General features: G+C 45.3%; 29 protein-coding genes. 21 read left to right on the top strand and 8 right to left on the bottom strand.

Annotated elements, in window-relative coordinates; all coding sequences use genetic code 11:
• Nucleotides 1-109: 109 nt before the first annotated feature.
• The 8 genes from uvrB (at nucleotide 110) to fdx (ending at nucleotide 7823) form a co-directional block, all read left to right on the top strand.
• The gene (gene uvrB / locus AOC28_RS06165) at nucleotides 110-2251 is read left to right on the top strand and encodes an excinuclease ABC subunit UvrB (RefSeq protein ID WP_237767756.1); all 2142 of its coding nucleotides are present in this window, start codon (nucleotides 110-112) and stop codon (nucleotides 2249-2251) included.
• Nucleotides 2252-2402: 151 nt separating this feature from the next.
• Nucleotides 2403-2972 carry a Fe-S cluster assembly transcription factor gene (locus AOC28_RS06160; RefSeq protein ID WP_072583085.1) on the top strand — a complete coding sequence of 190 codons (570 nt, stop codon included), beginning with the start codon at nucleotides 2403-2405 and terminating at the stop codon, nucleotides 2970-2972.
• A gap of 68 nt (nucleotides 2973-3040) precedes the next feature.
• Nucleotides 3041-4261, top strand: a complete 1221-nt coding sequence (locus AOC28_RS06155) for an IscS subfamily cysteine desulfurase (RefSeq protein ID WP_202816835.1) — start codon at nucleotides 3041-3043, stop codon at nucleotides 4259-4261.
• Nucleotides 4262-4299: 38 nt separating this feature from the next.
• Complete coding sequence (gene iscU / locus AOC28_RS06150) at nucleotides 4300-4686, top strand: Fe-S cluster assembly scaffold IscU (protein ID WP_072583083.1); 387 nt, start codon at nucleotides 4300-4302, stop codon at nucleotides 4684-4686.
• Nucleotides 4687-4723: 37 nt separating this feature from the next.
• Complete coding sequence (iscA, locus tag AOC28_RS06145) at nucleotides 4724-5047, top strand: iron-sulfur cluster assembly protein IscA (protein WP_072583082.1); 324 nt, start codon at nucleotides 4724-4726, stop codon at nucleotides 5045-5047.
• Nucleotides 5013-5552, top strand: coding sequence for a Fe-S protein assembly co-chaperone HscB (hscB, locus tag AOC28_RS06140; RefSeq protein WP_072583081.1), 540 nt, complete (start codon nucleotides 5013-5015; stop codon nucleotides 5550-5552). The genes iscA and hscB overlap by 35 nt, the downstream gene beginning before the upstream one ends.
• Nucleotides 5553-5579: 27 nt before the next feature.
• Nucleotides 5580-7445: a Fe-S protein assembly chaperone HscA gene (gene hscA / locus AOC28_RS06135; protein ID WP_072583080.1), complete on the top strand. Its 1866-nt coding sequence runs from the start codon at nucleotides 5580-5582 to the stop codon at nucleotides 7443-7445.
• A gap of 39 nt (nucleotides 7446-7484) precedes the next feature.
• Complete coding sequence (gene fdx / locus AOC28_RS06130; protein ID WP_072583079.1) at nucleotides 7485-7823, top strand: ISC system 2Fe-2S type ferredoxin; 339 nt, start codon at nucleotides 7485-7487, stop codon at nucleotides 7821-7823.
• A gap of 147 nt (nucleotides 7824-7970) precedes the next feature.
• On the opposite strand, the gene AOC28_RS06125 is transcribed toward fdx, so the two are convergent.
• Nucleotides 7971-8861 (bottom strand): LysR family transcriptional regulator, encoded by an 891-nt coding sequence (locus tag AOC28_RS06125; RefSeq protein WP_072583078.1) that lies wholly within the window; start codon nucleotides 8859-8861, stop codon nucleotides 7971-7973.
• Nucleotides 8862-8943: 82 nt separating this feature from the next.
• Here AOC28_RS06125 and AOC28_RS06120 point away from each other — a divergent pair, with 82 nt between their 5' ends.
• Genes AOC28_RS06120 through AOC28_RS06090 form a run of 7 tightly spaced genes read left to right on the top strand, consistent with a single transcriptional unit; the run spans nucleotide 8944 to nucleotide 14356 of the window.
• Nucleotides 8944-9675 carry a 2Fe-2S iron-sulfur cluster-binding protein gene (locus AOC28_RS06120; RefSeq protein ID WP_072583077.1) on the top strand — a complete coding sequence of 244 codons (732 nt, stop codon included), beginning with the start codon at nucleotides 8944-8946 and terminating at the stop codon, nucleotides 9673-9675.
• On the top strand, nucleotides 9672-10022 hold the full coding sequence (locus AOC28_RS06115) for a succinate dehydrogenase (RefSeq protein ID WP_072583076.1): 351 nt from the start codon (nucleotides 9672-9674) through the stop codon (nucleotides 10020-10022). The genes AOC28_RS06120 and AOC28_RS06115 overlap by 4 nt, the downstream gene beginning before the upstream one ends.
• A complete protein-coding gene (gene sdhC, locus AOC28_RS06110) occupies nucleotides 10019-10378 on the top strand; it encodes a succinate dehydrogenase, cytochrome b556 subunit (protein ID WP_072583075.1) in 360 nt (119 codons plus the stop codon). Before AOC28_RS06115 ends, sdhC begins: the two co-directional genes overlap by 4 nt.
• 10 nt (nucleotides 10379-10388) lie before the next feature.
• The gene (locus tag AOC28_RS06105; RefSeq protein ID WP_072583074.1) at nucleotides 10389-11264 is read left to right on the top strand and encodes a fumarate hydratase; all 876 of its coding nucleotides are present in this window, start codon (nucleotides 10389-10391) and stop codon (nucleotides 11262-11264) included.
• A gap of 11 nt (nucleotides 11265-11275) precedes the next feature.
• Nucleotides 11276-11887 (top strand): fumarate hydratase C-terminal domain-containing protein, encoded by a 612-nt coding sequence (locus AOC28_RS06100; protein WP_072583073.1) that lies wholly within the window; start codon nucleotides 11276-11278, stop codon nucleotides 11885-11887.
• Entirely contained in the window at nucleotides 11884-13605 is a 1722-nt protein-coding gene (locus tag AOC28_RS06095) for an FAD-binding protein (protein ID WP_072583072.1), read from the top strand. The genes AOC28_RS06100 and AOC28_RS06095 overlap by 4 nt, the downstream gene beginning before the upstream one ends.
• 40 nt (nucleotides 13606-13645) lie before the next feature.
• Nucleotides 13646-14356: a sulfite exporter TauE/SafE family protein gene (locus AOC28_RS06090; RefSeq protein WP_072583071.1), complete on the top strand. Its 711-nt coding sequence runs from the start codon at nucleotides 13646-13648 to the stop codon at nucleotides 14354-14356.
• Nucleotides 14357-14400: 44 nt separating this feature from the next.
• On the opposite strand, the gene AOC28_RS06085 is transcribed toward AOC28_RS06090, so the two are convergent.
• Complete coding sequence (locus AOC28_RS06085) at nucleotides 14401-15387, bottom strand: tripartite tricarboxylate transporter substrate binding protein (protein WP_072583070.1); 987 nt, start codon at nucleotides 15385-15387, stop codon at nucleotides 14401-14403.
• Nucleotides 15388-15590: 203 nt separating this feature from the next.
• Between AOC28_RS06085 and AOC28_RS06080 the strand changes: the two genes are divergently transcribed.
• From AOC28_RS06080 to AOC28_RS06055, 6 genes are read left to right on the top strand one after another with little or no spacing between them, the layout of a single operon-like run.
• Nucleotides 15591-16520 (top strand): hydroxyacid dehydrogenase, encoded by a 930-nt coding sequence (locus tag AOC28_RS06080; RefSeq protein ID WP_072583069.1) that lies wholly within the window; start codon nucleotides 15591-15593, stop codon nucleotides 16518-16520.
• A gap of 1 nt (nucleotide 16521) precedes the next feature.
• The gene (locus AOC28_RS06075) at nucleotides 16522-17529 is read left to right on the top strand and encodes an Ldh family oxidoreductase (RefSeq protein ID WP_072583068.1); all 1008 of its coding nucleotides are present in this window, start codon (nucleotides 16522-16524) and stop codon (nucleotides 17527-17529) included.
• A 33-nt stretch (nucleotides 17530-17562) separates the two neighbouring features.
• Nucleotides 17563-17844: a flagellar biosynthesis protein FlgA gene (locus tag AOC28_RS06070; protein ID WP_215321663.1), complete on the top strand. Its 282-nt coding sequence runs from the start codon at nucleotides 17563-17565 to the stop codon at nucleotides 17842-17844.
• Between the two features lie 41 nt (nucleotides 17845-17885).
• On the top strand, nucleotides 17886-19058 hold the full coding sequence (locus AOC28_RS06065) for a UxaA family hydrolase (RefSeq protein WP_072583066.1): 1173 nt from the start codon (nucleotides 17886-17888) through the stop codon (nucleotides 19056-19058).
• Between the two features lie 10 nt (nucleotides 19059-19068).
• Nucleotides 19069-19788: a GntR family transcriptional regulator gene (locus AOC28_RS06060; protein WP_072583065.1), complete on the top strand. Its 720-nt coding sequence runs from the start codon at nucleotides 19069-19071 to the stop codon at nucleotides 19786-19788.
• 14 nt (nucleotides 19789-19802) lie between these two features.
• Complete coding sequence (locus AOC28_RS06055) at nucleotides 19803-20873, top strand: YeiH family protein (protein WP_072583064.1); 1071 nt, start codon at nucleotides 19803-19805, stop codon at nucleotides 20871-20873.
• A 10-nt stretch (nucleotides 20874-20883) separates the two neighbouring features.
• Here AOC28_RS06055 and AOC28_RS06050 read toward each other — a convergent pair whose 3' ends face one another.
• The 6 genes from AOC28_RS06050 to AOC28_RS06030 all read right to left on the bottom strand — a co-directional run bounded on the left by AOC28_RS06050 (nucleotide 20884) and on the right by AOC28_RS06030 (nucleotide 25777).
• On the bottom strand, nucleotides 20884-22227 hold the full coding sequence (locus tag AOC28_RS06050; RefSeq protein WP_192846859.1) for a GTP-binding protein: 1344 nt from the start codon (nucleotides 22225-22227) through the stop codon (nucleotides 20884-20886).
• Nucleotides 22227-23150 (bottom strand): sulfate adenylyltransferase subunit CysD, encoded by a 924-nt coding sequence (gene cysD, locus AOC28_RS06045; RefSeq protein WP_072583062.1) that lies wholly within the window; start codon nucleotides 23148-23150, stop codon nucleotides 22227-22229. The genes AOC28_RS06050 and cysD overlap by 1 nt, the downstream gene beginning before the upstream one ends.
• 35 nt (nucleotides 23151-23185) lie before the next feature.
• A complete protein-coding gene (locus AOC28_RS06040; RefSeq protein ID WP_072583061.1) occupies nucleotides 23186-23914 on the bottom strand; it encodes a phosphoadenylyl-sulfate reductase in 729 nt (242 codons plus the stop codon).
• Nucleotides 23911-24705 (bottom strand): sulfite exporter TauE/SafE family protein, encoded by a 795-nt coding sequence (locus tag AOC28_RS06035; protein WP_072583060.1) that lies wholly within the window; start codon nucleotides 24703-24705, stop codon nucleotides 23911-23913. Before AOC28_RS06035 ends, AOC28_RS06040 begins: the two co-directional genes overlap by 4 nt.
• Nucleotides 24706-24723: 18 nt before the next feature.
• Entirely contained in the window at nucleotides 24724-24888 is a 165-nt protein-coding gene (locus AOC28_RS11465; RefSeq protein ID WP_192846858.1) for a hypothetical protein, read from the bottom strand.
• Between the two features lie 112 nt (nucleotides 24889-25000).
• Nucleotides 25001-25777, bottom strand: a complete 777-nt coding sequence (locus AOC28_RS06030) for a ferredoxin--NADP reductase (RefSeq protein WP_072583193.1) — start codon at nucleotides 25775-25777, stop codon at nucleotides 25001-25003.
• Between the last annotated feature and the right edge of the window lie 112 nt (nucleotides 25778-25889).

Raw genomic sequence — 25889 nt, 5'->3', positions numbered from 1 at the left:
ATTGTCGGTTTTTGAAGCCAGAATCAACTATTTCCTAAGAAAAACGGCAAAATCATTGTTTGTACAAAATTCGCTGTGAATAACTCTCACAGGTGAAATGATAGCCGAGATGCCCCCTAAGTTGCCCAAAACTGGTCTAAATGTTGAAGTAAAAGAAGTGCAAAAAACCCCTGTGGCAGATCCCTTGGGTGAGGCGGGTCACGACCTCGATCCGGCCAAGTTTGTAAGCTTCCCAGACTCCCCCTATCAGCTCTATCAGCCATTTCCGCCTGCTGGAGACCAGCCCCAGGCCATTGACGCCCTGGTTGAGGGTATTGAAGATGGTCTGACGTTTCAGACACTCTTGGGCGTTACAGGGTCCGGAAAGACCTTCACGATGGCGAATGTCATCGCCAGAACCGGCCGTCCTGCCATCATTTTTGCCCCGAATAAGACCCTAGCTGCCCAGCTTTACAGTGAATTTAGGGAGTTTTTCCCGAGAAACGCCGTTGAGTACTTCGTCAGCTATTACGACTACTACCAGCCAGAGGCTTATGTACCTCAACGCGACCTCTTTATTGAAAAAGATTCCTCTATTAACGAGCACATCGAACAGATGCGTTTGTCTGCAACCAAGAGTTTATTAGAGCGTCGAGACGTCATTATTGTTGCGACCGTATCTGCAATTTACGGCATTGGTAATCCTGGTGACTATCACAGTATGGTGATGACATTGCGTCCTGGCGACAAGATGAGTCAGCGTGATATTTTGATGCGCCTCATTGCGATGCAATACGACCGCAACGAAACGGATTTCAAGCGCGGTGTATTTCGAGTGCGTGGCGACACAATTGATATTTTCCCGGCTGAACATAATGAGTTAGCAGTAAGGGTGGAGTTGTTTGATGATGTCGTGGAGAGTTTGCAATTCTTTGATCCCCTCACTGGCAAGATTCGTCAAAAGATTCCACGCTTCACTGTTTACCCAAGTTCTCATTACGTTACACCTCGCGATACTGTTTTGAAAGCAATTGAAACTATCAAAACAGAGTTGCGCACGCGCTTAGATGAGTTTGTGAAGGATGGCAAACTGGTCGAGGCACAACGTCTCGAGCAACGTACTCGTTTTGATTTAGAGATGCTCAATGAGTTGGGTTTCTGTAAAGGTATTGAGAACTATTCTCGCCACCTGTCTGGTGCCGCTCCGGGCGATGCCCCGCCGACGCTAGTCGACTATTTGCCGAATGATGCCTTGATGTTCTTGGATGAAAGCCATGTCTTAATTGGGCAGCTTAATGCAATGTATAACGGAGATAAATCTCGTAAACATACTTTGGTGGAATTTGGTTTCCGTTTGCCTTCGGCGATGGATAACCGCCCACTCAAATTTACTGAGTTTGAAACCAAAATGCGTCAAACTATTTTCGTTTCTGCAACACCGGCTGATTATGAGAAAACGCATCAAGGACAAGTTGTCGAGCAAGTGGCTAGACCAACTGGTTTAGTCGATCCAGAAATTGAAGTGTTGCCAGCAAGTACACAGGTTGATGATTTGTTAGATCAAATTCATGCACGCGTCAAAGTGCATGAGCGAGTTCTAGTTACTGTATTGACTAAACGTATGGCTGAGCAATTAACGGACTATCTTTCTGATAATGGTGTAAAGGTGAGGTATGTTCACTCAGACATCGATACAGTTGAGCGAGTAGAAATTTTGCGTGACTTACGTTTGGGCGTCTTCGACGTACTGGTCGGTATTAATTTATTACGCGAAGGCTTGGATATTCCTGAGGTATCTCTTGTAGCCATTTTGGATGCCGATAAAGAAGGCTTCTTACGTTCAGAACGCAGCCTGATACAGACCATAGGCCGTGCTGCTCGTAACGTTCGTGGCAAAGCCATTTTGTACGCCGATCGGATTACCGACTCCATGAAACGCGCAATGGGCGAGACCGAAAGACGGCGAACCAAGCAAATTGCCTTCAATAAGCTTCATGGGATTGAGCCTAAGGGCGTCAAAAAGCGCATTAAGGACATTATTGATGGCGTCTATGACGTCAAAGAGAAGCGTCAGGAGATGCAGGTTGAGCAGGAGCGGGCTCATTATGAAGATATGGGTGAGAAGGACTTGGCGGCTGAAATTAAGCGCCTAGAGAAGCAAATGAACGCTGAAGCCAAGAATTTGGAGTTTGAAAAGGCTGCCAGCACCAGGGATAGACTCACTAAGGTTAAAGAAATGGCTTTTGGGGCCAGATCTAGGGACTCTGTCTAAAGATTCGGCGGCCAATTCCTGGCTTCCATTGAGGTTTTTTGGGATAATTCCCGAGCAATTTGATGGGGAATATGATAAAGTTGAGTGGAATGGTCGGGTATTACCCGCCCGACTGTTAGCTGTCCATAACAATCCATTACCAAGGTGACATATGAGACTTACAACCAAAGGTCGTTTTGCAGTAACCGCAATGATTGATTTAGCCCTGCGTGAAACGCATGGCCCCGTAACTTTGGCCGGAATTAGCCAAAGACAAAAGATATCCCTTTCTTACCTAGAGCAATTGTTCGGCAAATTACGCCGTTTCAATATCGTGGAGAGTACTCGTGGACCTGGCGGTGGATACACGCTGGCGCGACCATCCTCTGAGGTGAGTGTTGCCGACATCATTGTTGCAGTCGATGAGCCTCTCGATGCAACCCAATGTGGTGGCAAAGGCAATTGTCACACCGACGAAGAAAATCATGGCCGTTGTATGACCCATGATCTCTGGAGCAATCTCAATTCTAAAATGGTTGAGTACCTCAGTTCAGTGAGCTTGAAAGATTTGGTTCAGCAACAAGAAGGGCGCGGCATTGTGATTCAAGACATGCGCCAAAAGAAAATCAAAGTTAAAAGTACTAAGGCGGACAAACCTGCTCCAGCGCTTGCAGCTAAAAAAGAAGTAGTCCCGAAAGCGCCATTAATTAATTCAGTATTCAATTTAGCGCGACAAACTTAATAACCACATTACCTATAAATAAGTAAATCATGAACGCACCACAAGCATTACCGCAACAACCGGTTCCAATGTTTAGTCCTGAACACTTCCCGGTGTATATGGACTACTCATCTACTACGCCGATTGATCCTCGCGTGGTTGACAAAATGTTGCCTTACTTGCGTGAGCAGTTTGGTAATGCCGCTTCACGTAGCCATGCGTATGGCTGGGCCGCAGAAGAGGCGGTTGAGTGGGCGCGTTCTGAGGTTGCTCAATTAGTACATGCTGATCCAAGAGAGATCGTATTTACTAGTGGCGCTACTGAAAGTATTAACTTGGCCTTGAAAGGCGCGGCGCATTTTTACAAAGATCGCGGTAATCACATCATTACTGTTAAGACCGAGCACAAGGCAACTCTAGATACTTGTCGCGAGCTTGAGCGCGAAGGTTTTGAAGTGACTTATTTAGATGTATTGCCTAATGGCCTGATTGATTTTGCGCAGCTTGAAGCTGCCATGAAGCCGGGCACGATTTTAGCTTCAGTGATGTATGTCAATAATGAAATCGGTGTTGTGCAAGATATTCCTGCAATTGGTGAGTTGTGCCGTTCACGTGGAGTGATTTTTCATGTGGATGCAGCGCAAGCGACTGGCAAAGTAGATATTGATCTAGAAAAGATCAAAGTGGATTTGATGAGCTTTTCTGCGCACAAGACCTATGGCCCTAAAGGTATTGGCGCTTTGTTTGTGCGTCGTAAGCCCCGTATTCGTATTGAGGCGCAGATTCATGGCGGTGGTCATGAGCGCGGTATGCGTTCTGGAACTCTTGCAGTTCACCAGATCGTAGGCATGGGTGAGGCTTTCCGCATTGCTCGTGTTGAGATGATTGAAGAGAACAAGCGTATTCGTGGACTGCGTGACCGCTTACTCAATGGTTTGAAAGATATTGAAGAAGTCTATGTCAACGGCGACATGGATGATCGTGTTCCACATAACCTCAACATTAGCTTTAACTATGTTGAAGGCGAGTCTATGTTGATGGCGCTAAAAGATTTAGCGATCTCCTCTGGTTCAGCCTGTACCTCAGCATCTCTAGAGCCTTCTTATGTATTGCGTGCACTGGGTCGCAACGATGAGTTGGCGCATAGTTCGATTCGTTTTACCTTGGGTCGCTTTACGACTGAAGAAGAAGTGGACTTCACTATCAAGTTGGTAAAAGAAAAGATTGCCAAGTTGCGTGAGTTATCTCCGCTCTGGGAAATGTATAAAGACGGAATCGATATCAGCACGATTCAATGGGCTGCACACTAAAAGATATTTAAAGATAAAGAAATTAAAGAGGAAATACCATGGCATATAGCGAAAAGGTCATCGACCACTACGAAAATCCCCGCAACGTTGGCTCATTTGAAAAGGGCGACGAGAGTGTAGGTACTGGTATGGTTGGGGCTCCAGCCTGTGGCGACGTAATGAAATTACAGATTCGTGTGAACGATCAAGGCGTGATTGAAGATGCCAAGTTCAAGACTTATGGTTGCGGTTCAGCGATTGCTTCTTCTTCCCTAGTAACCGAATGGGTTAAGGGTAAGACTTTGGATCAAGCGCTAGAGATCAAGAATTCACTCATCGCTGAAGAGTTGGCTTTGCCCCCTGTAAAGATTCACTGCTCTATCTTGGCTGAAGATGCCATCAAGGCAGCAGTAGCGGATTACAAAGAGAAGCATCCAGCGAAATAAGAGCTTCAATAAGAACGAAAAATACGAAGTCAAAACTATGGCAATTACCTTAACCGACAAAGCAGCTGCACACGTAAACCGCAACCTAGAAAAGCGCGGTAAAGGTTGTGGTTTGCGCTTGGGTGTACGTACAACAGGTTGTTCTGGTTTAGCTTATCAGCTGGAGTATGTTGATGAGCCTGCAGCCGAAGACCAAGTCTTTGAGTCCAATGGCGTTAAGGTATTCATAGATCCAAAAAGTTTGGCCTACTTAGATGGTACGGAGCTAGACTTTGTGCGCGAGGGTTTGAACGAAGGGTTTAAGTTCCAAAATCCAAACGTAAAAGATGAGTGTGGTTGTGGCGAATCCTTCCGCGTCTGACGATTACTTTCGCTTCTTTGGATTAAATCAGCAATTCAATATCGATTTGCCTGCTCTAGAGCAGGCCTACCTTGCCATTCAAAAGGAAGTACACCCTGACCGCCATGCGCGCGGGAGCGACACTGAGCAACGCCTTGCTATGCAAATGGCAACCCTAGCTAATACTGCTTTGCAGACCTTGAAGAGCCCGATTCAGCGCGGTCTTTATATTTGCCAGCTACATGGCGTTGATGCCAAGCTAGAAACCAACACGGCGATGCCTGCTGCTTTTCTGATGAGGCAAATGGACTGGCGTGAAAGCTTGGATGAGCAAGCGGAAAATTTACCTGCATTAGATGCTTTGATGACTGAAGTGGAAGAATCCAAGCAGGAAACACTTGCAGAAATTGCTCAAGCCATTGATGGTGCCAAGAACTATGCGCGTGCTGCAGAGCTACTTCGCGGTTTACTGTTTATCGATAAGTTTGCCGTTGAGCTTGATGACACTATTGCAGCCTTAATCTAGCCCTCACTCAAGCTAAACTCATTACCTATGGCCTTATTACAAATCTCCGAACCCGGCAAATCACTTGCGCCCCATCAACGCCGCATTGCTGTTGGTATTGACCTGGGAACCACCAATTCTTTAGTAGCGATTGTGCGTGATGCGTTGCCAAAGGTCCTAGCAGATGCGCAAGGGCGCGAATTGCTTCCTTCAGTCATTCGCTATTTGCCAAATGGCAGAACGCAAGCCGGCTTTGAGGCACTTGGGAGTGCCGTGATTGACCCTAAGAACACCATTGTTTCCGTTAAGCGTTTCATGGGCCGCGGCTTGCTTGATGTTGAGAATATTGAAAGTGCCCCATACGACTTTGTTGACCAGCCTGGGATGTTGAAGCTAAGAACGGTTGCAGGCGATAAGAGTCCAATCGAAGTTTCAGCAGAAATCTTGGCGCGTTTACGTCAACTGGCTGAAGATTCTGTGTCTGAAGACATTGTTGGCGCTGTAATTACTGTCCCCGCATACTTTGATGACGCACAGCGTCAGGCAACGAAAGATGCTGCTAAGTTGGCCGGTATTGAAGTTTTACGTTTATTGAATGAGCCCACTGCTGCTGCAATTGCTTACGGATTGGATAACGCTACTGAAGGTATCTATGCAGTCTATGACTTAGGCGGCGGTACTTTTGATATCTCCATACTTCGTATGAGTCGCGGTGTCTTTGAAGTACTGTCTACTGGCGGTGATTCTGCGCTGGGCGGTGATGACTTTGACCATCGTTTGTATTGCTGGGTGATTGAGCAAGCTAAGCTTCCGCCGCTATCGATTCATGATCATCGAACACTCTTGCAGGCTTGTAAGCATGCCAAGGAGTTGTTAAGTCATAACCCTCTAGCACGAGTACATGAGACTCTTGCAGACGGTACGGTAGTGAATGTGGGAGTTAGTCAGGCGCAGCTCTTTGAGATTACTCAAAATCTAGTAACTAAGACCCTGCTGGCTTGTAAAAAAGCTTTGCGTGATGCCGGCCTAAAGGCTGAGGACGTTAAAGGCGTAGTGATGGTTGGTGGTTCAACTCGTATGCCGAATGTGCAACGTGCTGTAGGTGAATTATTTGGTACGCAACCATTGAATAATCTCAACCCCGATCAAGTAGTTGCATTGGGCGCAGCAATGCAGGCTGACTTATTAGCAGGCAATCAAAGTAAAGATGATGAGTGGCTCTTGCTGGACGTCATTCCTCTGTCGCTTGGTATTGAAATGATGGGTGGTTTGGTGGAAAAAATCATTCCGCGTAATACGCCGATTCCAGTGGCTAGAGCACAAGACTTCACAACCTTTAAGGATGGTCAGACTGCTCTGGCTATTCGGGTGGTACAGGGCGAGCGTGAGCTTGCACAAGACTGTCGCTCATTAGGTAAGTTTGAGTTACGTGGCATCCCAGCAATGGCTGCAGGTGCAGCGCGTATTCGGGTAACTTTCCAGGTGGATGCGGATGGCTTATTGTCTGTAAGTGCCGTAGAGCAAGGCTCTGGCGTAAAAGCATCTATTGATATCAAGCCTTCTTATGGCCTAACTGATGCGGAGATTACTCGCATGCTGCAAGACGGTTTTGCATCTGCTAAAGAGGATTTGCTCTCGAGGTCATTGCGTGAAGAGCAGGTGAATGCGCAGCGCTTACTAGATGCTGTGCAAACTGCCCTTGCAAGTGATCGCTCGTTGTTAAGCCTAGAAGAACAGAAAGAGGTTGATCAAGAAATGGCAACCCTGCAAAAAATCTTAAATGAAGAAACTGATAGTGCCATTGTTCGCAAGGCCGTTGATCATGCCGCCAAAGCGACTGATGACTTTGCGCAAAAACGCATGAACGCTAGTATTCAGAAAGCATTATCTGGCAAGAATGTTGCTGAAATTTAAGTAAATGAAATACAAACCGAATACCAATAGAAAAGAATCATGACTCAAATCGTTGTACTACCGCATAGTGAATACTGTCCTGAAGGTGCAGTTGTTGAGGTTGCCCCAGGCACTTCGATTTGTGAAGCCTTGTTAGAGAATGACATCCCCATTGAGCATGCTTGCGATATGGTGTGCGCGTGCACTACCTGCCATGTGGTTGTGAAGGAGGGTTTCAATAGCCTTAATCCTCCGGATGAGAATGAGGAAGACATGCTTGACCGTGCGTGGGGGTTAAACCCACAGTCCCGTTTATCTTGCCAGGCTATTGTTGCCAAACAGGATTTAGTCATTGAAATCCCTAAATATTCAATCAATCACGCCAAAGAGAACCATTAATGCACCAAATTAATGCATTAATGCCTACAATCATGCATCCCTAATACAGAGAGATTTCTGGCCGGACTAATATGAAGTTGTAGTTCATTCTTTAGGTAGTACCTCCAAAAAAATCTTTCAAGCTATCCTTCGGGGTGGCTTTTTCTTTTAGGGCTTAATTTTTTTTGTACCCAATAAAAATTGCTGCTTAATTAGTTGAGTAACATTTTGACGACTGTGTTTCTTCCGCTCAAGTAAGCCCACTTTTCTGTAGATAGCCTTGCCGGATAAATCTCTAATTGATAGTTGTCGATCATTTTCCCAGGCAATATTTGCAAGCTTTGGGACTATTGAGTAGCCAAGCCCTTGTCGCACTAATTCAATAATCGCTTCAACAGAGTTAAGCTCCATTCCCTCTTGAATGGATAGCTTATTGGCTTTAATGGTTTGATCTACAAGGTGGCCTGTCCAAGTATTTCTTTCGAAACGAATGAAGGGAAGCTTAGGCTCAAATTGCGCTAAGCTTGCATTGCGTTTTGATAGAGATGCTGGCGTAATCAAGATCATCGGCTCTTTGTATAGCTCGGTCCATTGGACGTTTTGCGGTAATGCATATGGAGACTCTGTGACAATTGCTGCATCCAAGCTGCCATCTAAAACCTGATCTAGGAAGTTGCTCGATAAACCAGCAATTAATTTCACTTCAAGGCTGGGGAAGCTCTGTTTTAGTTCATTTAAAGTTTTACCGAATGCGCCCATCAGGGTGGATACGAGTGCTCCCAAAACAATAGTGCCGCTAAGATCTGATTTTAGATCCGAGCCAAGAGTCTCGTAACGAGCCACAATTTCTTGGATAGGCTCAATTAAAGATCTGCCGTGCGCATTTAGTGTAAGAGACCGCTTAGTCCGATCAAATAGCTCAAGGCCAATTTCTTTTTCTAGTTGTTGTAATTGCTGGCCAGCGGCAGCAGCAGTAAGACCAATTTCCCTGGCTGCTGCAGCAACACTCTTATGACGAGTGATTGAAAGGAAGTTTTTGAGGGTTTTGATGCTAGACATAGTTTTTATTATAAATAAATACTTTATCTCAAAGAAAAATTAATTCGATTTATTTTTTACTATTCGTCAATATAATAGATTCATGTCAAATACTGATCTCAAAGTAAGGGTGTGGCGCGGCTCCCAGGAGGGCGAGTTTGTTGAATACCTCGTGCCTCGCAACCCAAATCAAACGGTTTTGGATGTGGTTACCTATATTCAGAGGAAGCTTGATTCCACCTTGAGTTATCGCTTTGCTTGTCGGGTAGGTATGTGCGGCTCCTGCGCTATGACTGTTAATGGTGTGGCTCGCTGGACTTGTCGTACGCACGTCTCTCAAATTCTTCAGGGTGATTCATTAGAGATCGCCCCCTTGAATAACTTGCCCGTCATTAAAGATCTTGCAACTGATATGCGAGAGTTTTTTAATAAGTGGAATGGTGCAGTTGGATTCTTTAAAGGCAATCAAACCCGCCATGATGATTTTGCTAAGGTCGAACCAAATTCTGTAGAGCGTCAGTTAGCTAATGCAGGAATTGAATGTATTGGTTGTGGTGTTTGTTATGCCTCTTGTGAGGTTATAGAGTCTAGGCCAAATTATCTGGGTCCGGCTGCATTAAATCGCGCCTGGACACTAACGAATGATGTAAGGGATGTTCAGCAAGTTGAGCGTATGCGTGCCGTAGCAGGCGATGCTGGCTGCCATGCATGCCATACACAAGGCTCTTGCACTGAGCGTTGTCCGAAGGCTATTGAGCCGACAGCAAGTATTGCCGGCCTGAAAAAGTTGGTGGCAAGGGCTGCTGTCCGCGGAAGTAGATGGGGCAAGTTATGAGTACGGGCATCCTGCAGGCAAAGCTTTGGTATGCACAAAGAATTAGTGCTATGGTGCTTGGACTTTGTGTAGCGATTCACTTACTGATCATTTTTTACGCCATTAGAGGTGGCTTAAGTGCTCAAGAGATATTAGGCCGCACTCAAGGCAACATCCTATTTGCCATTTTTTATGAAGTGTTTGTTATTGCCTGTTTTGTACATGCGCCAATCGGCGTTGCGAATATTCTGCAGGAAACTTTCCCTAAGAGTGGGTTAGCTAGGCCTCTATCTTGGATTCTGGCTTTGCTGATTTTGGTACTTGGTACTACAGCAGTTATTGGGGTATTTACAGGCGGTCAGTTATGAGCTCCAGACCAAAGTTAGATTACCGCGCTAAAAGTCACTTGTCTTATTTCGCATATATATGCCATCGCTTTTCTGGTCTGTTATTGGCATGCTTTATTCCACTACACTTTTTAATGCTCTCCCAATCCTTGCGAGGTGCACAGGGCTTTGAAAAATCTTTAGCTTTAACGGATTTCTGGGTATTTAAGTTTGGAGAGTGGGTTCTTGTGATTTTACTGGCTGTTCATTTAGCCGGTGGAATACGCCTGTTAATGATTGAGTTTGGGCCATGGAAGGGCTTGCGTAAGAGCTGGATACAGCTCTCCATCCTGTTCGCCATCGCTTGCGGACTCTTATTTTTATATTTTGCTAGTTGATTAGGCTGATATGCAATTACAAATGAATTTAGTGGAAGAGGCTTGTAAAGAGCTCTACATTCGCGCTCTGAAGATTTTGCCTGATGATATTAAGGCGGGTATTAATAGATTAGACAAGGCTGAGACAGATTCACGCGCTCAGGTAGTCTTGAAGACCATGATTACTAATATCACCGTAGCAGAGCGTGAGGATAATCTGCTTTGCCAAGATACCGGTCTACCGATCTATAACGTGAAGATTGGTAGCAATGTGCAATTTGATGGCATGGCATTAAAGGCGGCTATTCGCAAGGGTTGTGAGCGTGCCACTAAAGAGTATCCACTGAGATCCTCGGTGGTACATCCGATTACTCGTAAAAATAATCACACCTCTTGTGGCATTGATATGCCGGCCATTCATATTGATTTTTTTGATGAAGTAGAGTCAGTCGAAATTGAAATGGTGCCAAAGGGAAGCGGTTCAGAGAATAATTCCTTTTTAAAAATGGCGATCCCTGCAGATGGCATTAAGGGCGTCAAAGCATTTGTGATTGAGAGCGTTGTCTCTGCTGGCGGTAAGACTTGCCCGCCAACGATTGTGGGTGTTGGTATTGGCGGTACATCAGATCAATGTGTTGCGATGGCAAAACGAGCGGCAACCCGTGAGTTAGGTAGTGTATGTAGTGATGAAGAGGGTGCCAAGCTGGAGAAAGAGCTTAGTGCTGCTGTTAACCAACTTGGAATTGGTCCACAAGGGCTCGGCGGCGATGGAACTGCGTTTGCAGTGCAAGTTGAGCTAGCTCATACTCACATTACTTTGAATCCTGTTGCAGTCAATATGCAATGTCACTCAGCTCGTAGAGCACGCGCAACTTTTACGCCTGCTGGTGTAACCTACGGATTCTAGGAAGACGACGGATGCCACATTACAACCTATCAACACCCGTAAGTGAAGAAGATATTCGCAAACTTCGCATTAACGATACCGTGACTTTGCAAACTACTTTATTTGGCATTCGCGATGCGACTCAAATTCATATGTTTGATCATGATCGTAAAACACGTTTTGATTTGAATGGCCATGCAGTTATTCATACGGCGCCAAATGTTCGTAAAGTGCCTATCAGTGACGAGTTTCCTGCGGGTTATGAACCTATTTGTATTGGCACGACTACATCGGATCGTATGGAGCGCTTTACTCGACCCTTGATGACTCAAAACGGTGTACGCATGATTGTTGGTAAAGGCGGTATGCGAGAGGGTTCGGCAGAGGCTTTCAAGGAAATCGGTGGTGTTTACTTGGCTATTATTGGTGGTACTGCGGCTCTGGAAACAACTTGGATTGAACAGATTGAAGATGTGGATATGGATGATCTCAATCCAGAGTCTTTATGGCGCTTTAAGATTAAGGATTTTGGCCCATTGCTAGTTGCGATGGATAGTCATGGCGGGAGCATTTATCAAGAAGTGAAAGGTGATGTGGCCAGCAAAAAAGAAGCGGTGCTGAAAAGTCTGGGGATTACATCATGAATACGATCCCAATAATAGATACCGATATTTTGATTTTGGGGTCAGGAGGCGCAGGCCTCTTTGCAGCTCTACACGCACATCAGGCGGACCCTAACTTAAATATCACGATTGCAGTTAAAGGATTGTTAGGTAAGTGCGGCTGTACGCGGATGGTGCAGGGTGGTTACAACGTGGCCTTAGCGGAAGGAGATTCTGTTGAGCGCCATTTTATGGATACGATTGAAGGCGGTAAATGGCTCTCCGATCAAGATCTAGCTTGGACGCTAGTTATTAAAGCGGTTGAGCGGATACATGAGCTTGAAAATGAATTAGGTTGCTTTTTTGACCGCAATCCAGATGGCACAGTTCATCAAAAAGCATTTGCTGGTCAAACGTTTGACCGCACAGTTCACAAAGGCGACTTAACGGGTATTGAGATTATTAATCGTCTCGCCGAACAAGTTTGGTCTCGCGGAATTAATCGTCTTGAAGAGCATCGCGCGATTGAGTTGATTCATAGTCAAGATGGAAAATCACTTGCAGGTGTATTGATGCTTGATATGCAGACGGGTAAGTTTGTATTGGTGCGCGCTAAGGCTGTACTGCTTGCAACTGGGGGTGGTCCAACCATGTATAAGTACCACACACCGTCTGGCGATAAGAGTTGCGATGGTTTAGCCATGGCATTACGTGCCGGCCTAACATTGCGTGACATGGAGATGGTCCAGTTTCATCCTACCGGTTTATTGGCGGGGCCTGGCACCCGTATGACGGGTACTGTGCTAGAAGAAGGCTTGCGTGGCGCTGGTGGATACTTGTTGAACGGTAATCAAGAGCGCTTTATGGGTAATTACGATCCGCGTAATGAGCGCGCTACCAGAGATATTGTTTCTCGATCGATTAATTCAGAAATTCGTGCAGGGCGTGCTACGCCGAATGGTGGTGTTTACATTCAAATGAGCCATTTAGGCCCAGATAATGTACGCAAACAATTTAAAGGCATGGTTGAGCGTTGCGCTGATAGTGGATTTGATCTTGCCAATGATTTGGTAGAGGTTGTCCCAACTGCGCATTACATGATGGGCGGCTTAGTTTTCAAGAAAGATTGCAGCACCGATCTTCCGGGTTTATTTGCGGCGGGTGAAGATACGGGTGGCGTACATGGCGCCAATCGCTTGGGTGGTAATGGCGTTGCTAATTCAACAGTATTTGGCGGAATTGCAGGAGAGGCGATGGCCCACTGGGTTTCTTCACAGAAGCTAAGCGTGTGCAATATGGATGAGGTCGCGGCAAGCATTGAGGCGCATGAAGCGCCATTGAAAAAAGCGGCAGGTGATATTGAAGCAATCCGCGACGCACTTGCCGAATGCATGTGGGATGACGTTGGCATCTCGAGAACAAAAGATTGCCTCTTGCGCGCACGTCAAACCCTAAAGCAATTGGCTGACCAATTAAATCAAATAGGTGTGGGTGATATTCAGCGGGAATATAGCAATACTTGGCAAGATTGGATGAATTTACAAAATCTGATATTGGTGAGTCAGGCTGTCACTGAGGCAGCTATTGCTAGGGAGAATTCTAGAGGCGCTCATTATCGGGATGACTTCCCAGAGCCAGGATCGCTAGAAGATTCTTATTTCACTGCAGTCAATTTCAGCCGCCAAGAATTAAAGATTGAAAATCGTCCGGTTCAATTTACGATGATTAAGCCGGGTCGAACTATCTTAGTCGAGGCTTAATATTTTTGATCTGATTGACCCCATCCAGTTTGGAATAGCGATGCTAGTTATTTTTGTCGCATATTTCATTTTTGGCATCTCAGGATTCGGGTCATCAATCATTTCCGTACCACTGCTGGTTCAGATGTTTCCATTAAAAACAGTGGTACCAATGATGGTCATTATTGATATCTGCGCCTCTTTATATGTCGGCAAAAAATCATCTCAAGATGCTAATCTCAAGGAGCTTAAATGGCTGTTCCCATTTAGCCTAATTGGCATGCTTCTAGGAATTTATTTATTGGTCAAAGCGCCAAGTGAGCCACTATTAATCACATTAGGTTGCTTTGCTGCGATTAATGGTGCTCGGGTCCTGTGGCAGAGAAATTCAGAAATGCATGAGCCAATTAATAAATGGTGGGCGGCACCATTTGGATTTTTTGGGGGCACCTTTACAGCATTATTTGCCACGGGTGGACCGATTTATGTGTCTTATCTAGGATTGCGGATTAATGATCCTAAGGCATTACGCGCTACCATGGCGTTTGCAATTTTCATGTTGACATTTTTGCGCCTAACTTTAATGTTGGTGACCGGTCTAATTTTGAGTCTGCCTGTTATTGGGTTAGCAATTTGCCTCATGCCTGCTACATTTCTTGGTATTTGGTTGGGCACCCACGTCCATACCAAATTGAGTAATGCTGCTATGAGGGTGGCTTATGGATCAATTCTAATTTTTGCTGGAACGATGCTGTTGATTCGTCAGCTTTAAAAAAGCGAAGCTCTTAACTTCACTTTTTTGGGATGGGGAATATCTTATTGGGCGCTAATATTTCTACCCTTAATCACTTTCTCCCATGCCGCCGACTCTGCTTTCACTTGGGATTCAAATTCTTTCTGATTGTTAACTACTGCAGTGAGTCCGTTTAAATCTAAGCTAGTTCGTAATGCTTCAGAATTTATGGCTTTAACAGTGGCTGCATAAATCTTATCGGTGATTGCTTTCGGGGTGTTTGCTGGGGCAACCAATCCAAACCAGCCGGTAGATTCAAATCCGGGTATGGCTGACTCAGCAACAGTAGGAACATCAGGCAATTGTTTGGAGCGCTTTAAGCTGGTAACTGCTAAGGGCTTAATTTGACCCGCCTTCGCAAAACCTGCCGCTGCTGTTAGGTTGCCCACCATAAAGTCAATCTGACCAGCGACCAGATCATTCAGCGCTGCTGATTCCCCCTTATAAGGTACGTGCGTAGCAGGAATTCCTGCTGTGTAGGAAAAGTTTTCCTCTGCCATATGAACCTGGCTGCCAATACCTGCTGAGCCGAAGTTCAGATCCTTGGTTTTGGCATAAGCAATAAATTCAGCAACATTCTTTACTGGAATCTTATTGCTAACGGACAAGAGCATCGGTCCACTTGCTACATTGGTAATGTAGACAAAGTCCTTGGCATAGTTAACTGGCAATTTCTTGTAGAGCGATGGGTTTACGGTGAGCATACTCCCAGAAGCCAGCATGATCGTATAGCCATCTGCAGATGATTGCGCCACATACTCAGCCGCTATATTTCCGCCAGCGCCAGGCTTATTTTCAACAATCACATTTTGACCGAGATCTTTTGTCAGTTGCTGAGCTAGAAGGCGGCCGAGTATATCGGTGGTGCCTCCGGCAGCAAAAGGAATAATAAGTTTGATAGGTTTTGTTGGCCAGTTTTGTGCGCTGGCCAAAGGAGAGGTTAGGAGCGCTAATGAGCCTGCAATCAATAGAAATTTTCTTCCCAGCTTGCTGATATGTTGCTTAAACATGCTTACTATCTCCGATGGTAATTTGATCGAAATATCTTATCTGCATATGCATCTAAAAAATCATGCGATCTCTATTTGTTAGTTATAAGCTTATGTATTTCTAGTGTCTCCTCCAGCCATTGTCTGATGCAATCAAATTCATAATCACACTACACAATAATTGGGGTCTTGCAAGATATCTAAATCATCTATATGATTTAGATATGTCATCTATTTTGATCTCCGAGTTCATTACAAGTCAAGCCCTAGAAACCCTGCGTTCTAAACATGCAGTGGTTTACGAGCCAGAGCTTTATAAAGACCGTCCAGCCCTTATTGCTGCGCTGCAAAATATTGAGGGCTTGATTGTTCGCAACCTCACCCAAGTGAATGAAGAGATTTTGGCTGGCGCGCCATACTTGAAGGTAGTGGGTCGACTCGGTGTCGGTCTTGAAAATATTGAGTTACCCGCTTGCGCCAAGCGCAATATCAAAGTTATTCCCGCAACAGGTGCCAATGCTGAGTCTGTTGCTGAGTATGTCGTGGGTGCTGCAGTTGCATTAACCAGGGGATTCATTCCTGCAACGGTTTCAACCTTGAGGGGTGAGTGGCCTCGTCCACGTTTCTCTGGTTACCATGAGTTTTTAGGCAAGACCATTGGCATCGTTGGTTTTGGAAGTATTGGCAAGGTGGTGGCCAAAAAAGCACATGCATTTGGCTTGCAGTGCCTTGCTTATGACCCAATACTGTCAGGCGAATCTGTTGAGCTTGATGGGTTCACGGTACCTTTGCTCTCTTTAAAAGAGCTGCTTACAAAAAGTGATGCGGTCACTTTGCATCTTCCATTTCTGCCCGAAACAAAGAACTTATTTAATGCTTCCGTTCTCGATCAAATGAAGTCCGGTGCATGCCTTGTTAATACTGCGCGTGGCGGGATTGTTGATGAGAAGGCGCTGGCAGAGCGTTTACGCTCTGGGCATCTAGGTGGCGCAGCGATTGATGTGTTTGAGAGCGAGCCAGCTAAAGATTTAAGTCACTTTTCTGGAATTGAGAATCTCATTCTCACTCCGCACATTGCCGGCGTAACCCATGAAAGTAATGAGCGCGTTAGTCAAATGATTGCTGATGAAGTTAATCAGTTTTTAGGAGCATAAGATGAATTTATCCTATCAAGAGATGGTTGAGTTGGCTTCATCTGGATTACAGGCAGCAGGTATTGGAGAGAAGGCGGCCTACGAGACTGCGCAATTTTTAGCGCTGGCTGAGCTTGACGGATTAGCCTCTCATGGACTGGCGCGTGTCTCTCAATATGCTGGACACGCTAGAAATGGCCGAATTGAGTTATCGCCAAAATTGAAGGTACGACCATTTAAAGCATCTGCTGCATTGGTGGATGCATGTGATGGACTTGCATTTCCGGCGCTACGATTTGCTACTGACTTATCTGTGAATTTAGCCTCTAAGACTGGAGTGGGTCTTGTTGCAGTTACCAACAGCCATCACTTTGGGGTTGCTGGGCACTTTGCTGAAGCAGCAGCGCGGGCTGGTTATATCTCTTTACTGTTTGGCAATACGCCAGCGGCTATGCCAATGGTTGGTGGGAGCAAAGCGCTATTTGGCACGAATCCATTAGCCGCAGCATTTCCGGTTGCTAAGCGTGACCCATTAGTAATTGATATGTCGCTCTCGGCAGTGGCTCGGGGCAAATTGTTGGTTGCCGCTAAAAAAGGTGAATCTATTCCAGAGGGCTGGGCTTTAACTGCTGAAGGCAAACCAACGACCGATCCAAATGAGGGGCTCAAGGGATTGATGGTTCCTTTGGGCGGTGATAAAGGGGCCTTGCTCGCGTTAATTATTGAGTTGCTAGTGGTTGGTTTATCCGGAAGCCGTTTCTCCTATGAGGCAGATTCCTTTTTTGATGCCAAAGGTAATCGTCCACGCATCGGTCAACTATTGCTAACAATTGATCCAGGCTTGGCAGGCACTCAGGTATTTGCAAAGAAGATGCAGGAACTCTTAAAAACCATGGCATCCGATTCAGGTACCCGTGTTCCAGGACAAAGGCGTTTTAAGCAGCGTGCATCAGGCTTTAAAGAGGGTGTGAATGTTTCTGATGTAGTTGTAGAAGAAATTCGGACTGGCATCCGCCAGTCATGGAATTAGCAGTCAATCAATGGGATTAATGAGGAGAAGATAATGATCCATTTTGTCGTGCATGAGCCAGGAGATGGCGTAGGTGTAGTGGTTGTTGAAGGTGTAAAAGCTGGAGACGATTTAATTGGTTGGGTGATGGACGGAGATTTAACGCTCAATATGAAATCTGAGAGCGATATTCCAATCGGCCACAAAATTTCATTAAATGAATTTAAGTCAGGCGATACGGTGATGAAGTATGGCGTGGACATTGGCAAGGTTGTAGCTCCCATTAAAAAAGGCGAGCACCTTCATGTCCAAAACGTAAAAACTAAGCGCTGGTAATCCAGGCCCTTATTCACCCATTCATTTAGAAAGAAAACAAGATGATTAATTTGAAAGACGCGAGCTTCATGGGTTACCGCCGTGAAAATGGCCGCATGGGAATTCGTAATCACGTATTAATTTTGCCTTTAGATGATTTGTCCAATGCAGCTTGCGAAGCTGTGGCAAACAACATCAAGGGAACTCAGGCTATTCCTCACTCATATGGTCGCTTGCAGTTTGGCGCCGACTTGGATCTACACTTCCGCACCTTGATTGGTACGGGGTCTAATCCAAACGTAGCTGCTGTAGTGGTGATCGGTATTGAGCCACAATGGACAAAAATTGTAGTGGATGGCATTAAAGCTTCCGGCAAGCCAGTTGAAGGTTTCTGGATTGAAGGTAATGGCGATACGGCTACGATTGCTTCCGCTAGCAAAGCTGCATACCAAATGATGAAGCATGCCTCTAAGCAAAAGCGGGTTAAGGCACCTTTATCTGAATTATGGGTGTCTACCAAGTGCGGTGAATCTGATACAACATCTGGTTGCGGTGCTAACCCAACCGTTGGTGATGCATTTGACAAGCTCTATGGCATTGGTTCTACCTTGGTTTTCGGTGAGACTACTGAGTTAACTGGCGGTGAGCATTTGGTTGAAGCGCGTTGCCGTACTCCAGAAGTAAAGAAAAAGTTCCGCGAAATGTTTGATCGTTATCAAGATGTTATTGAGCGCCATAAGACAAGCGACTTATCTGACTCACAGCCAACTAAGGGCAATATTGCCGGTGGCTTGACTACGATTGAAGAAAAAGCCTTGGGCAATATTCAGAAGATCGGCAAGAAATGTATCGTTGATAGCGTCTTGGATAAGGGTGAGGAGCCTAAGATCCCTGGTTTGCATTTTATGGACTCCTCATCAGCTGCTGCTGAGATGGTGACCTTATGTGCTGCTGCTGGATTTGCTGCTCACTTCTTCCCAACAGGCCAAGGTAACGTGATTGGTAATGCAATTCTTCCTGTGATTAAGATTTGTGCCAATCCAAAAACAGTTCGCACGATGGGTGAGCACATTGACGTTGATGTCTCAGGACTTTTGCGTCGTGAAGAAAATATGGATGATGCTGGTAATAAGCTGTTAGAGTGCCTAGTTCGTACTGCTGATGGCGAATTAACTGCCTCCGAGATTCTCGGGCATCGTGAATTCGTGTTAACTCGTTTATACGAATCCGCTTAAGTCTTAAGGTATGAAGTCCCTGACCGCTTATCAAGAAGTAAAGCAAAAGATCACCGAGGATCTGGTCAGGGGTCGATATCCTATGGGGCAGGCCTTGCCTGCTGAAAAGGATCTAGCAAAAGAATTAGATGTATCTATAGGAACCCTGCGTAAAGCGGTGGACGAGTTAGTTGCTGAAGGCATTGTGGTTCGTCGCCAAGGCAGGGGTACCTATGTTGCTGAGCATGATCTCAAGCGTCTGTTGTATTACTTTTTCCACGTTGTAAAACATGATGCCGATAAAAAAGGTCACCCAAGGGTTGATCTTGTTTCTTTAACGAGCGCTGTTGCAAATAAAGAAGAGGCTAATAAGCTTGCAATTAAAGAAGGAGCGGCAGTATGGCGTCTAGTCAATTGCCTTTACTTAGAAAATAAATGTGTGATGATTGACCAGATCACACTAGATAAGAAACGCTTTCAGAAACTCACACGGGCTGATTACATCAATCGTGAGGGAAGTATCTATCAGCTGTATCAAATGAAATATGGACAGACCGTAGTTCGTAGTAGCGAACGTTTAAGAGCGGGGCTTGCAAGCAAGCAGCATGCTGAGTGGCTTGGCATAAAGTCCAACTCTCCTGTATTGGTGATCCGTAGAGTTGCGCTTGGTATCCAGGATGATCCTATTGAATGGCGAGTATCCACCCTGAATACTGATCAACATGAGTATTTCAGTGAGTTGATTGCATAGATACCACCTCAGTAATGTCATTTATTAAAAATATCCCAGGAATATTATTCGCAACCATAGTTGCCTTGGTGGCTATAGAAATGTCTAGTAGGTATCCTGCATTGGGAAGAAATGGCTTAAGTATTCTTACTTTAGCTATTTTGATTGGCATTGCAATTGGCAATATGCCAATTTATAAATTTTTGATTTCTTATTGCGGTTCTGGAATTAATTTTTCCAAGCAAAAAGTGCTGCGCTTAGGGATTATTTTGTATGGTTTCAGACTAACATTCCAAGATATTGGTGATGTCGGCATTAGCGGCATTGTGATTGATGCGGTCATGCTGACATCCACATTCATCTTGGCGGTATATCTGGGTGTGAAATATTTCAAACTAGACCGAGATACTTCGATTTTGATTGGTGCGGGCAGTTCAATTTGTGGTGCGGCCGCCATCTTAGCGACTGAACCTATTCTGAAGGCAAGCAATGAACGGGTTGCCGTTGCAATTTCTACCATTGTGATTTTTGGAACTATTTCTATTTTTATTTACCCAATAATTTATTCTTACACTTCACTTCATTATCCCGAGTGTTGCAGCCCAGAAAAATTTGGCATCTATATTGGCTCTACTATTCATGAGGTTGCTCAGGTAGTCGCAACAGCAGGTGCAATTGGTGATGATGTCACTAATACAGCTGTAATTGCCAAAATGGTGCGAGTCATGATGTTGGCACCATTTTTAATTGGCGTTTCAGCCTTTTTATCGTTTTCTGAAAAGACACGAAAAACCTCTGCGACTGGAAATGCGACCAGTGGCGATACAAAAAAGTCTATCGGTAAATTTTTCCCAGTATTTGCAATCTTCTTTTTGATTGCTATTGGGATTAATTCAACGGGCTACATCAGCCAAAATGTCCGTACTGGCCTTATCTATCTAGATAATTTTTTATTGGCATTAGCTATGGGTGCCCTTGGTTTGACAACCCATCTTTCCGCAATAGCCAAAGCAGGAACAAGGCCATTGAAGTTGGCGGCCATTCTATTCCTGTGGCTAGTGCTTGGTGGAGCGATAATTAATATTGCAGTCAGTAAGTACCTGTAAATCGATCGGTTTACTGAGGTGCTACCTCACGAATCATGCCTGCCGCGACTGTATGGTTAGTGGCCTCATCAATTAAGATAAAGGCTCCAGTACGCTGAGATTGATCAAATAGGTCCGCAACGATTGGCTTTTGCAAAATAAAATCAATGCGGCCAATCTCGTTGGTGGAAAGTGTTTGTACATCTCTTGCTTGAGACAATGTTTGCACGTCTAGAACCTGCTGAATGTTCTTAACTTTCGCACCAACAGTATTGGTGGTGTGACGTAAAGCGTATTTACGACTCAAGGAGAGTGGCTCGTTATCTAACCAGCATAAATCGGCAGAAAGTTGCTTGCTCAGTACTGGTGGGTGGCTATCTTCGGCGCTAACAAATAAAGAGCCGCGTGATACATCAATATCTTCAGATAATTGAATTGCTACTGCTTGACCAGTTTGGGCAAAATTCACGGCATTATTACCATTGGTATGTTTGCTGCTGGAGCGATTGCCTAGATAAATCTCTATAACAGTCGCTTCAGATCCGCTTGGCAGTACTTTAATCTTTTGGCCCTTGCGGATAGTGCCAGACTCGATTTCGCCAAGGTAGCCACGGAAGTCATCAGAAGCGCTGCCGTCTTGACGTGCAACGTATTGCACTGGGAAGCGGAGTGATAGCTTTTCAGACTCAGGGCTGGTATCCAAACTCTCAAGCCACTCTAAAAGAGTGGGGCCTTTGTACCAAGGTGTATTTTTGCTGGTAGTAACGACGTTGGCGCCAAGTAATGCGGAGATTGGAATTAAGGTCGGCTTTGGCAACCCAATTTTTTGAGTCAGATCTTCAATCGCAATCTTGATGGTGTTAAAGACTTTCTCATCAAACTCATATAAGTCCATCTTATTGACGGCAAATACCACATGACGTAGTCCCAATAAATGCACAATCGCTGCATGACGTTTAGTTTGTGCCAATAAAGTAGCTGGAATGGTATTGAGATCAACACGTGTTGCATCAACCAAAATGACGGCAACATCAGATTGAGATGCACCAGTCACTAAGTTGCGAGTGTATTGCTCGTGACCTGGAGCATCAGCAACAATGAATTTGCGTTTTGGAGTAGAGAAGTAGCGATAAGCCACATCAATAGTGATGCCTTGCTCACGCTCAGCCTCTAGGCCATCGGTGAGGAGGGCTAAATCAACGCCTGCATCAGAGGAGGTAACACGAGCATGCTTGGTTTTAGAGAGGGACTCTAGTTGATCCACCAAAATAGATTTAGTGTCATAGAGCAGGCGCCCAATCAAGGTGCTTTTTCCGTCATCTACGCTACCAGCGGTAATGAAGCGAACAACATTTTGATTTTGATTGGTAGTCATCAGAAGTAGCCTTCTTTCTTGCGGCGCTCCATGGAGGCCTCATTGGTTTGATCGTCCATACGGGTTGCGCCACGCTCAGTGACTTCAGTAATGGCGGTTTCGGCAATGATCTCCAGTGGAGTGGCTGCAGTGCTCAACACGGGGCAGGTGCAACTAATATCACCTACGGTGCGAAAACGTACATTTAGTATTTCGCCGATGTCACCGGCTGCTTTTGGCGTTACATCAGTTACCGGAACTAATAAATTATTTTTCTTCACCACTTCACGTTGGTGTGTGTAGTAGATGCTTGGAAGTTCTAATTTCTCGCGAGCAATGTATTGCCAGATATCGAGCTCAGTCCAGTTGGAGATTGGGAACACGCGCATGTTCTCGCCTTTGGCGATAAGGGCGTTATAGAGGTTCCAGAGTTCAGGGCGTTGTGCCTTAGGGTCCCATTGACCGAATTCATCGCGGAAGGAGAAGATGCGCTCCTTAGCACGTGCTTTTTCTTCATCACGGCGGGCGCCACCCATCAGGGCATCGAATTCATATTCAGCAATAGCTTCGAGCAGGGTTACGGCTTGCGCAGCATTACGTGAGTCAGTTTCTTTGCGCAGGCGAACAGTTCCTTTTTTGATGGAGTCTTCAACGTGACCCACAATCAGCTTCACACCAGTCTTTTCTACAACAGCATCACGATAGGATATGACTTCTGGGTAGTTATGGCCTGTATCAATATGCAAGATAGGGAAGGGCAGTTTCACAGGACGATCGCCAAACTGGAACGCCTTACGTGCTAAGTGAAACATCACGATGGAATCTTTTCCGCCAGAAAATAGCATAGCAGGATTGGCGCATTGCGCTACAACTTCACGGATGATATAAATCGACTCAGCTTCTAGCCAATCCAAGTGGTCATCAAGTAATTTTTGGTCTGACATTCTGTAATTTGTTTCTGCTAAGTATTAATGATTGATTATTTATTAACGTGTAAACCACACTCTTTGCTATCGCTTTGCAACCACCACCAGCGACCAGCACGGATGTCTTCACCCTTTTTGACCTGGCGTGTGCACGGCTCGCAGCCAATGCTGGGGTAGCCTTTGAGATGTAACGGATGTATCGGAACCTTCTCTTGTTTGATGTAGGCCCAGACATCGGCTTCAGTCCAATCAAACAAAGGATTGAACTTTGCAATGCCTCTTGCATCATCTAGTTCTTCAAAATTGAGTTCAGTGCGGGTGGTGGATTGCTCGCGACGTTGACCAGTCAACCAGGCATCAGCGCCAAATAATGCGGCATTTAGGGGTTTAATCTTGCGTGCAGCACAACACGCTTTCTTGGGCTCCTCGCCATCGTAAAAACCATTCATGCCATATTGCTCGATGAATGCTTGTACATCCTCATCTTTTGGATAAACCTTTTCAATCGATACGCCGTAGCGATCTTCAGTGGTCTTAACCATATCTACGGTTTCATGATGCAGGCGTCCAGTCGCTAAAGTAAATAGCTTGATCTTGGCCTGTGCTTTGTTAATTGCATCAGTTACCACCATGTCTTCTGCCGCCAAGCTAGTAGCAAACCGAACATCAGCAAAGCGTTTGGAAATATCCACCAGGCGCCACTTTAAAACAGCAGATTTTTCAGTAAGCTCAGCTGGTTGAAGGATGCCTGTTGGAATCGACCAAAATTCTGGTGTAATCATGAGCAAACTAATTTAATACCCACTAAAAAAAGTGTAGTTGCAAGTGTTGCCCTGGTAATTCGCTCTGACAAAATGCTAGAGAGTTTTGCTCCCAACCAAATTGCTGGGACAGACCCAATTAATAGCCCAAAGAGTAAGTCAAAATGCACGTTACCAAGCCACCAGTGACCAATGCCTGCCAAGGCCGTAAGGGGCACGGCGTATGCAATGTCGGTTCCTGCAACTTGTGAGGGCTTAAGGTGTGGGTAGAGCAAGAGGATGAGTGTTGCGCCAATAGCGCCAGCTCCAATAGAGGAGATAGTTACAAGTACTCCAATAACAGCGCCCACAATAATAGTAGCCAGTTTTAGACGTGACCCAGTCGGTAGGAGTGATGGATTATCTTGTACCCATTTCAAAAGCTTAGCTCTAAACAGAAGTGAAATAGCCGTTAAAAGAACTGAAATACCGATAGAAAGGCTGATGAAATGGTTGAAACTTTTTGAGACGGGCCCAATAAACTTCAATACAAGAATTGAAATTATCGCCGTAGAGATGCTTCCAATACAAAGGAGGCGAACAATATCCCAACGCACATTGCCATGAAGTCTATGTGCGGCGGTCCCAAAGCCTTTGGTAATTGCTGCAAATGCTAGATCGGTTCCAACCGCTGTTGTTGGCGCTACACCAAAGATAATGGTTAGCAATGGGGTCATTAGTGAGCCGCCACCAACGCCAGTCATGCCCACTAGTAATCCTACGAGCGCACCAGAAATAATAAAGTGAGAAGAGTCTAAGAAGAATTGCAGCATTATCTGTTTCCGTTCATCTTAAGCAAAGGACTGCTCAAACTCTTCGAGCTTGATGGCATTCATGAGGAATAGAATTTGACGCTGAAAGCTCTTACGCTCAGAGACCTTCTCGTGGGGGAGGCGGTCATGCTCACGCAATAATTGGGTAATTACAGGGTTGTAATGCTCTCGGACGGGTGACATCGCATTTCCTTGGTAAATATCTCGTTAGAGACAATGTACCAAGGGGTCTATATAACCACAAGGAATATATTGCAATATCTAAATAACTTCTAGATATATAGAGGTGAGTTTATTACTTCTCTACGAACGCACGTTCAAAGACGTAGTCACCCATCTGGCCAAGGCTTGGGGAAACTTTGAAGCCCTTGGCGGCCAACATTTCAGAGGTTTCTTTAAGCATAGAGGGGCTACCGCAAATCATGGCACGATCCACTGCTGGATCGAGCGGCGGAAGACCAATATCTTTGAAAAGTTGACCTGATTCAATTGCGGTAGTGAGGCGACCAGTGTGCTTGAATGCTTCGCGTGTCACTGTTGGATAGTAGATCAGTTTTTCACGAATGAGATCGCCCAAGAATTCATCTTGAGTGAGTTCGTCACGGATGTAATCGGCATAAGCTAATTCACTGACCAGACGAACACCATGAATGAGAACAACCTTCTCAAACTTTTCATAAGTTTCTGGATCGCGGATGATGCTCATAAATGGAGCCAACCCAGTGCCGGTACTAAATAGGTAGAGATGCTTGCCTGGGTTCAGGTCATCGAGCACCAATGTGCCAACCGACTTTTCGCTCACCAAGATTGGATCGCCCACTTGTATCTTCTGAAGGCGTGATGTCAACGGACCATCTTGCACTTTAATGCTCAAGAACTCGAGATGCTCTTCATAGTTCGGGCTAGCAACGCTGTAAGCACGCACCAAAGGTTTGCCCTCAACCTCAAGACCAATCATCAAGAAGTGGCCGCTACGAAAACGCAAGCCCTTATTACGAGTGGTGGTAAAGCTAAAAAGAGTGTCGTTCCAATGATGAACGGTTAAAACGGTTTCGGTATTGTATGCGGCCATAGAAAGCTTAATTAATTTTGCAAAACCTTGATTATCCTCAAAAATCACCCTATTTCTGGGGGATTGACGGATTAACTTTTTATATCCAACGCACTTTTAGTAATAAAGCCAA

Origin of the sequence: Polynucleobacter sp. MWH-Adler-W8, assembly GCF_001889925.1 — a bacterium.
Taxonomy (GTDB): Bacteria; Pseudomonadota; Gammaproteobacteria; order Burkholderiales; family Burkholderiaceae; genus Polynucleobacter.
The sequence above is the reverse complement of the archived record's forward strand: the minus strand, read 5'-3'. Positions and strand labels throughout refer to the sequence as shown.

Coding starts and splice junctions, on each gene's coding strand:
- AOC28_RS06115 (WP_072583076.1), top strand. CDS start 9,672: ATGAGTACGGGCATCCTGCAGGCAAAGCTTTGGTATGCACAAAGAATT.
- iscU (WP_072583083.1), top strand. CDS start 4,300: ATGGCATATAGCGAAAAGGTCATCGACCACTACGAAAATCCCCGCAAC.
- AOC28_RS06090 (WP_072583071.1), top strand. CDS start 13,646: ATGCTAGTTATTTTTGTCGCATATTTCATTTTTGGCATCTCAGGATTC.
- AOC28_RS06040 (WP_072583061.1), bottom strand. CDS start 23,914: ATGATTACACCAGAATTTTGGTCGATTCCAACAGGCATCCTTCAACCA.
- hscB (WP_072583081.1), top strand. CDS start 5,013: ATGAGTGTGGTTGTGGCGAATCCTTCCGCGTCTGACGATTACTTTCGC.
- AOC28_RS06085 (WP_072583070.1), bottom strand. CDS start 15,387: ATGTTTAAGCAACATATCAGCAAGCTGGGAAGAAAATTTCTATTGATT.
- sdhC (WP_072583075.1), top strand. CDS start 10,019: ATGAGCTCCAGACCAAAGTTAGATTACCGCGCTAAAAGTCACTTGTCT.
- AOC28_RS06075 (WP_072583068.1), top strand. CDS start 16,522: ATGAATTTATCCTATCAAGAGATGGTTGAGTTGGCTTCATCTGGATTA.
- AOC28_RS06055 (WP_072583064.1), top strand. CDS start 19,803: ATGTCATTTATTAAAAATATCCCAGGAATATTATTCGCAACCATAGTT.
- iscA (WP_072583082.1), top strand. CDS start 4,724: ATGGCAATTACCTTAACCGACAAAGCAGCTGCACACGTAAACCGCAAC.
- AOC28_RS06120 (WP_072583077.1), top strand. CDS start 8,944: ATGTCAAATACTGATCTCAAAGTAAGGGTGTGGCGCGGCTCCCAGGAG.
- AOC28_RS06060 (WP_072583065.1), top strand. CDS start 19,069: ATGAAGTCCCTGACCGCTTATCAAGAAGTAAAGCAAAAGATCACCGAG.
- cysD (WP_072583062.1), bottom strand. CDS start 23,150: ATGTCAGACCAAAAATTACTTGATGACCACTTGGATTGGCTAGAAGCT.
- fdx (WP_072583079.1), top strand. CDS start 7,485: ATGACTCAAATCGTTGTACTACCGCATAGTGAATACTGTCCTGAAGGT.
- AOC28_RS06070 (WP_215321663.1), top strand. CDS start 17,563: ATGATCCATTTTGTCGTGCATGAGCCAGGAGATGGCGTAGGTGTAGTG.
- AOC28_RS06080 (WP_072583069.1), top strand. CDS start 15,591: ATGTCATCTATTTTGATCTCCGAGTTCATTACAAGTCAAGCCCTAGAA.
- AOC28_RS06125 (WP_072583078.1), bottom strand. CDS start 8,861: ATGTCTAGCATCAAAACCCTCAAAAACTTCCTTTCAATCACTCGTCAT.
- AOC28_RS06095 (WP_072583072.1), top strand. CDS start 11,884: ATGAATACGATCCCAATAATAGATACCGATATTTTGATTTTGGGGTCA.
- AOC28_RS06100 (WP_072583073.1), top strand. CDS start 11,276: ATGCCACATTACAACCTATCAACACCCGTAAGTGAAGAAGATATTCGC.
- AOC28_RS06035 (WP_072583060.1), bottom strand. CDS start 24,705: ATGCTGCAATTCTTCTTAGACTCTTCTCACTTTATTATTTCTGGTGCG.
- AOC28_RS06050 (WP_192846859.1), bottom strand. CDS start 22,227: ATGACTACCAATCAAAATCAAAATGTTGTTCGCTTCATTACCGCTGGT.
- AOC28_RS11465 (WP_192846858.1), bottom strand. CDS start 24,888: ATGTCACCCGTCCGAGAGCATTACAACCCTGTAATTACCCAATTATTG.
- AOC28_RS06155 (WP_202816835.1), top strand. CDS start 3,041: ATGTTTAGTCCTGAACACTTCCCGGTGTATATGGACTACTCATCTACT.
- hscA (WP_072583080.1), top strand. CDS start 5,580: ATGGCCTTATTACAAATCTCCGAACCCGGCAAATCACTTGCGCCCCAT.
- AOC28_RS06065 (WP_072583066.1), top strand. CDS start 17,886: ATGATTAATTTGAAAGACGCGAGCTTCATGGGTTACCGCCGTGAAAAT.
- AOC28_RS06105 (WP_072583074.1), top strand. CDS start 10,389: ATGCAATTACAAATGAATTTAGTGGAAGAGGCTTGTAAAGAGCTCTAC.
- AOC28_RS06030 (WP_072583193.1), bottom strand. CDS start 25,777: ATGGCCGCATACAATACCGAAACCGTTTTAACCGTTCATCATTGGAAC.
- AOC28_RS06160 (WP_072583085.1), top strand. CDS start 2,403: ATGAGACTTACAACCAAAGGTCGTTTTGCAGTAACCGCAATGATTGAT.
- uvrB (WP_237767756.1), top strand. CDS start 110: ATGCCCCCTAAGTTGCCCAAAACTGGTCTAAATGTTGAAGTAAAAGAA.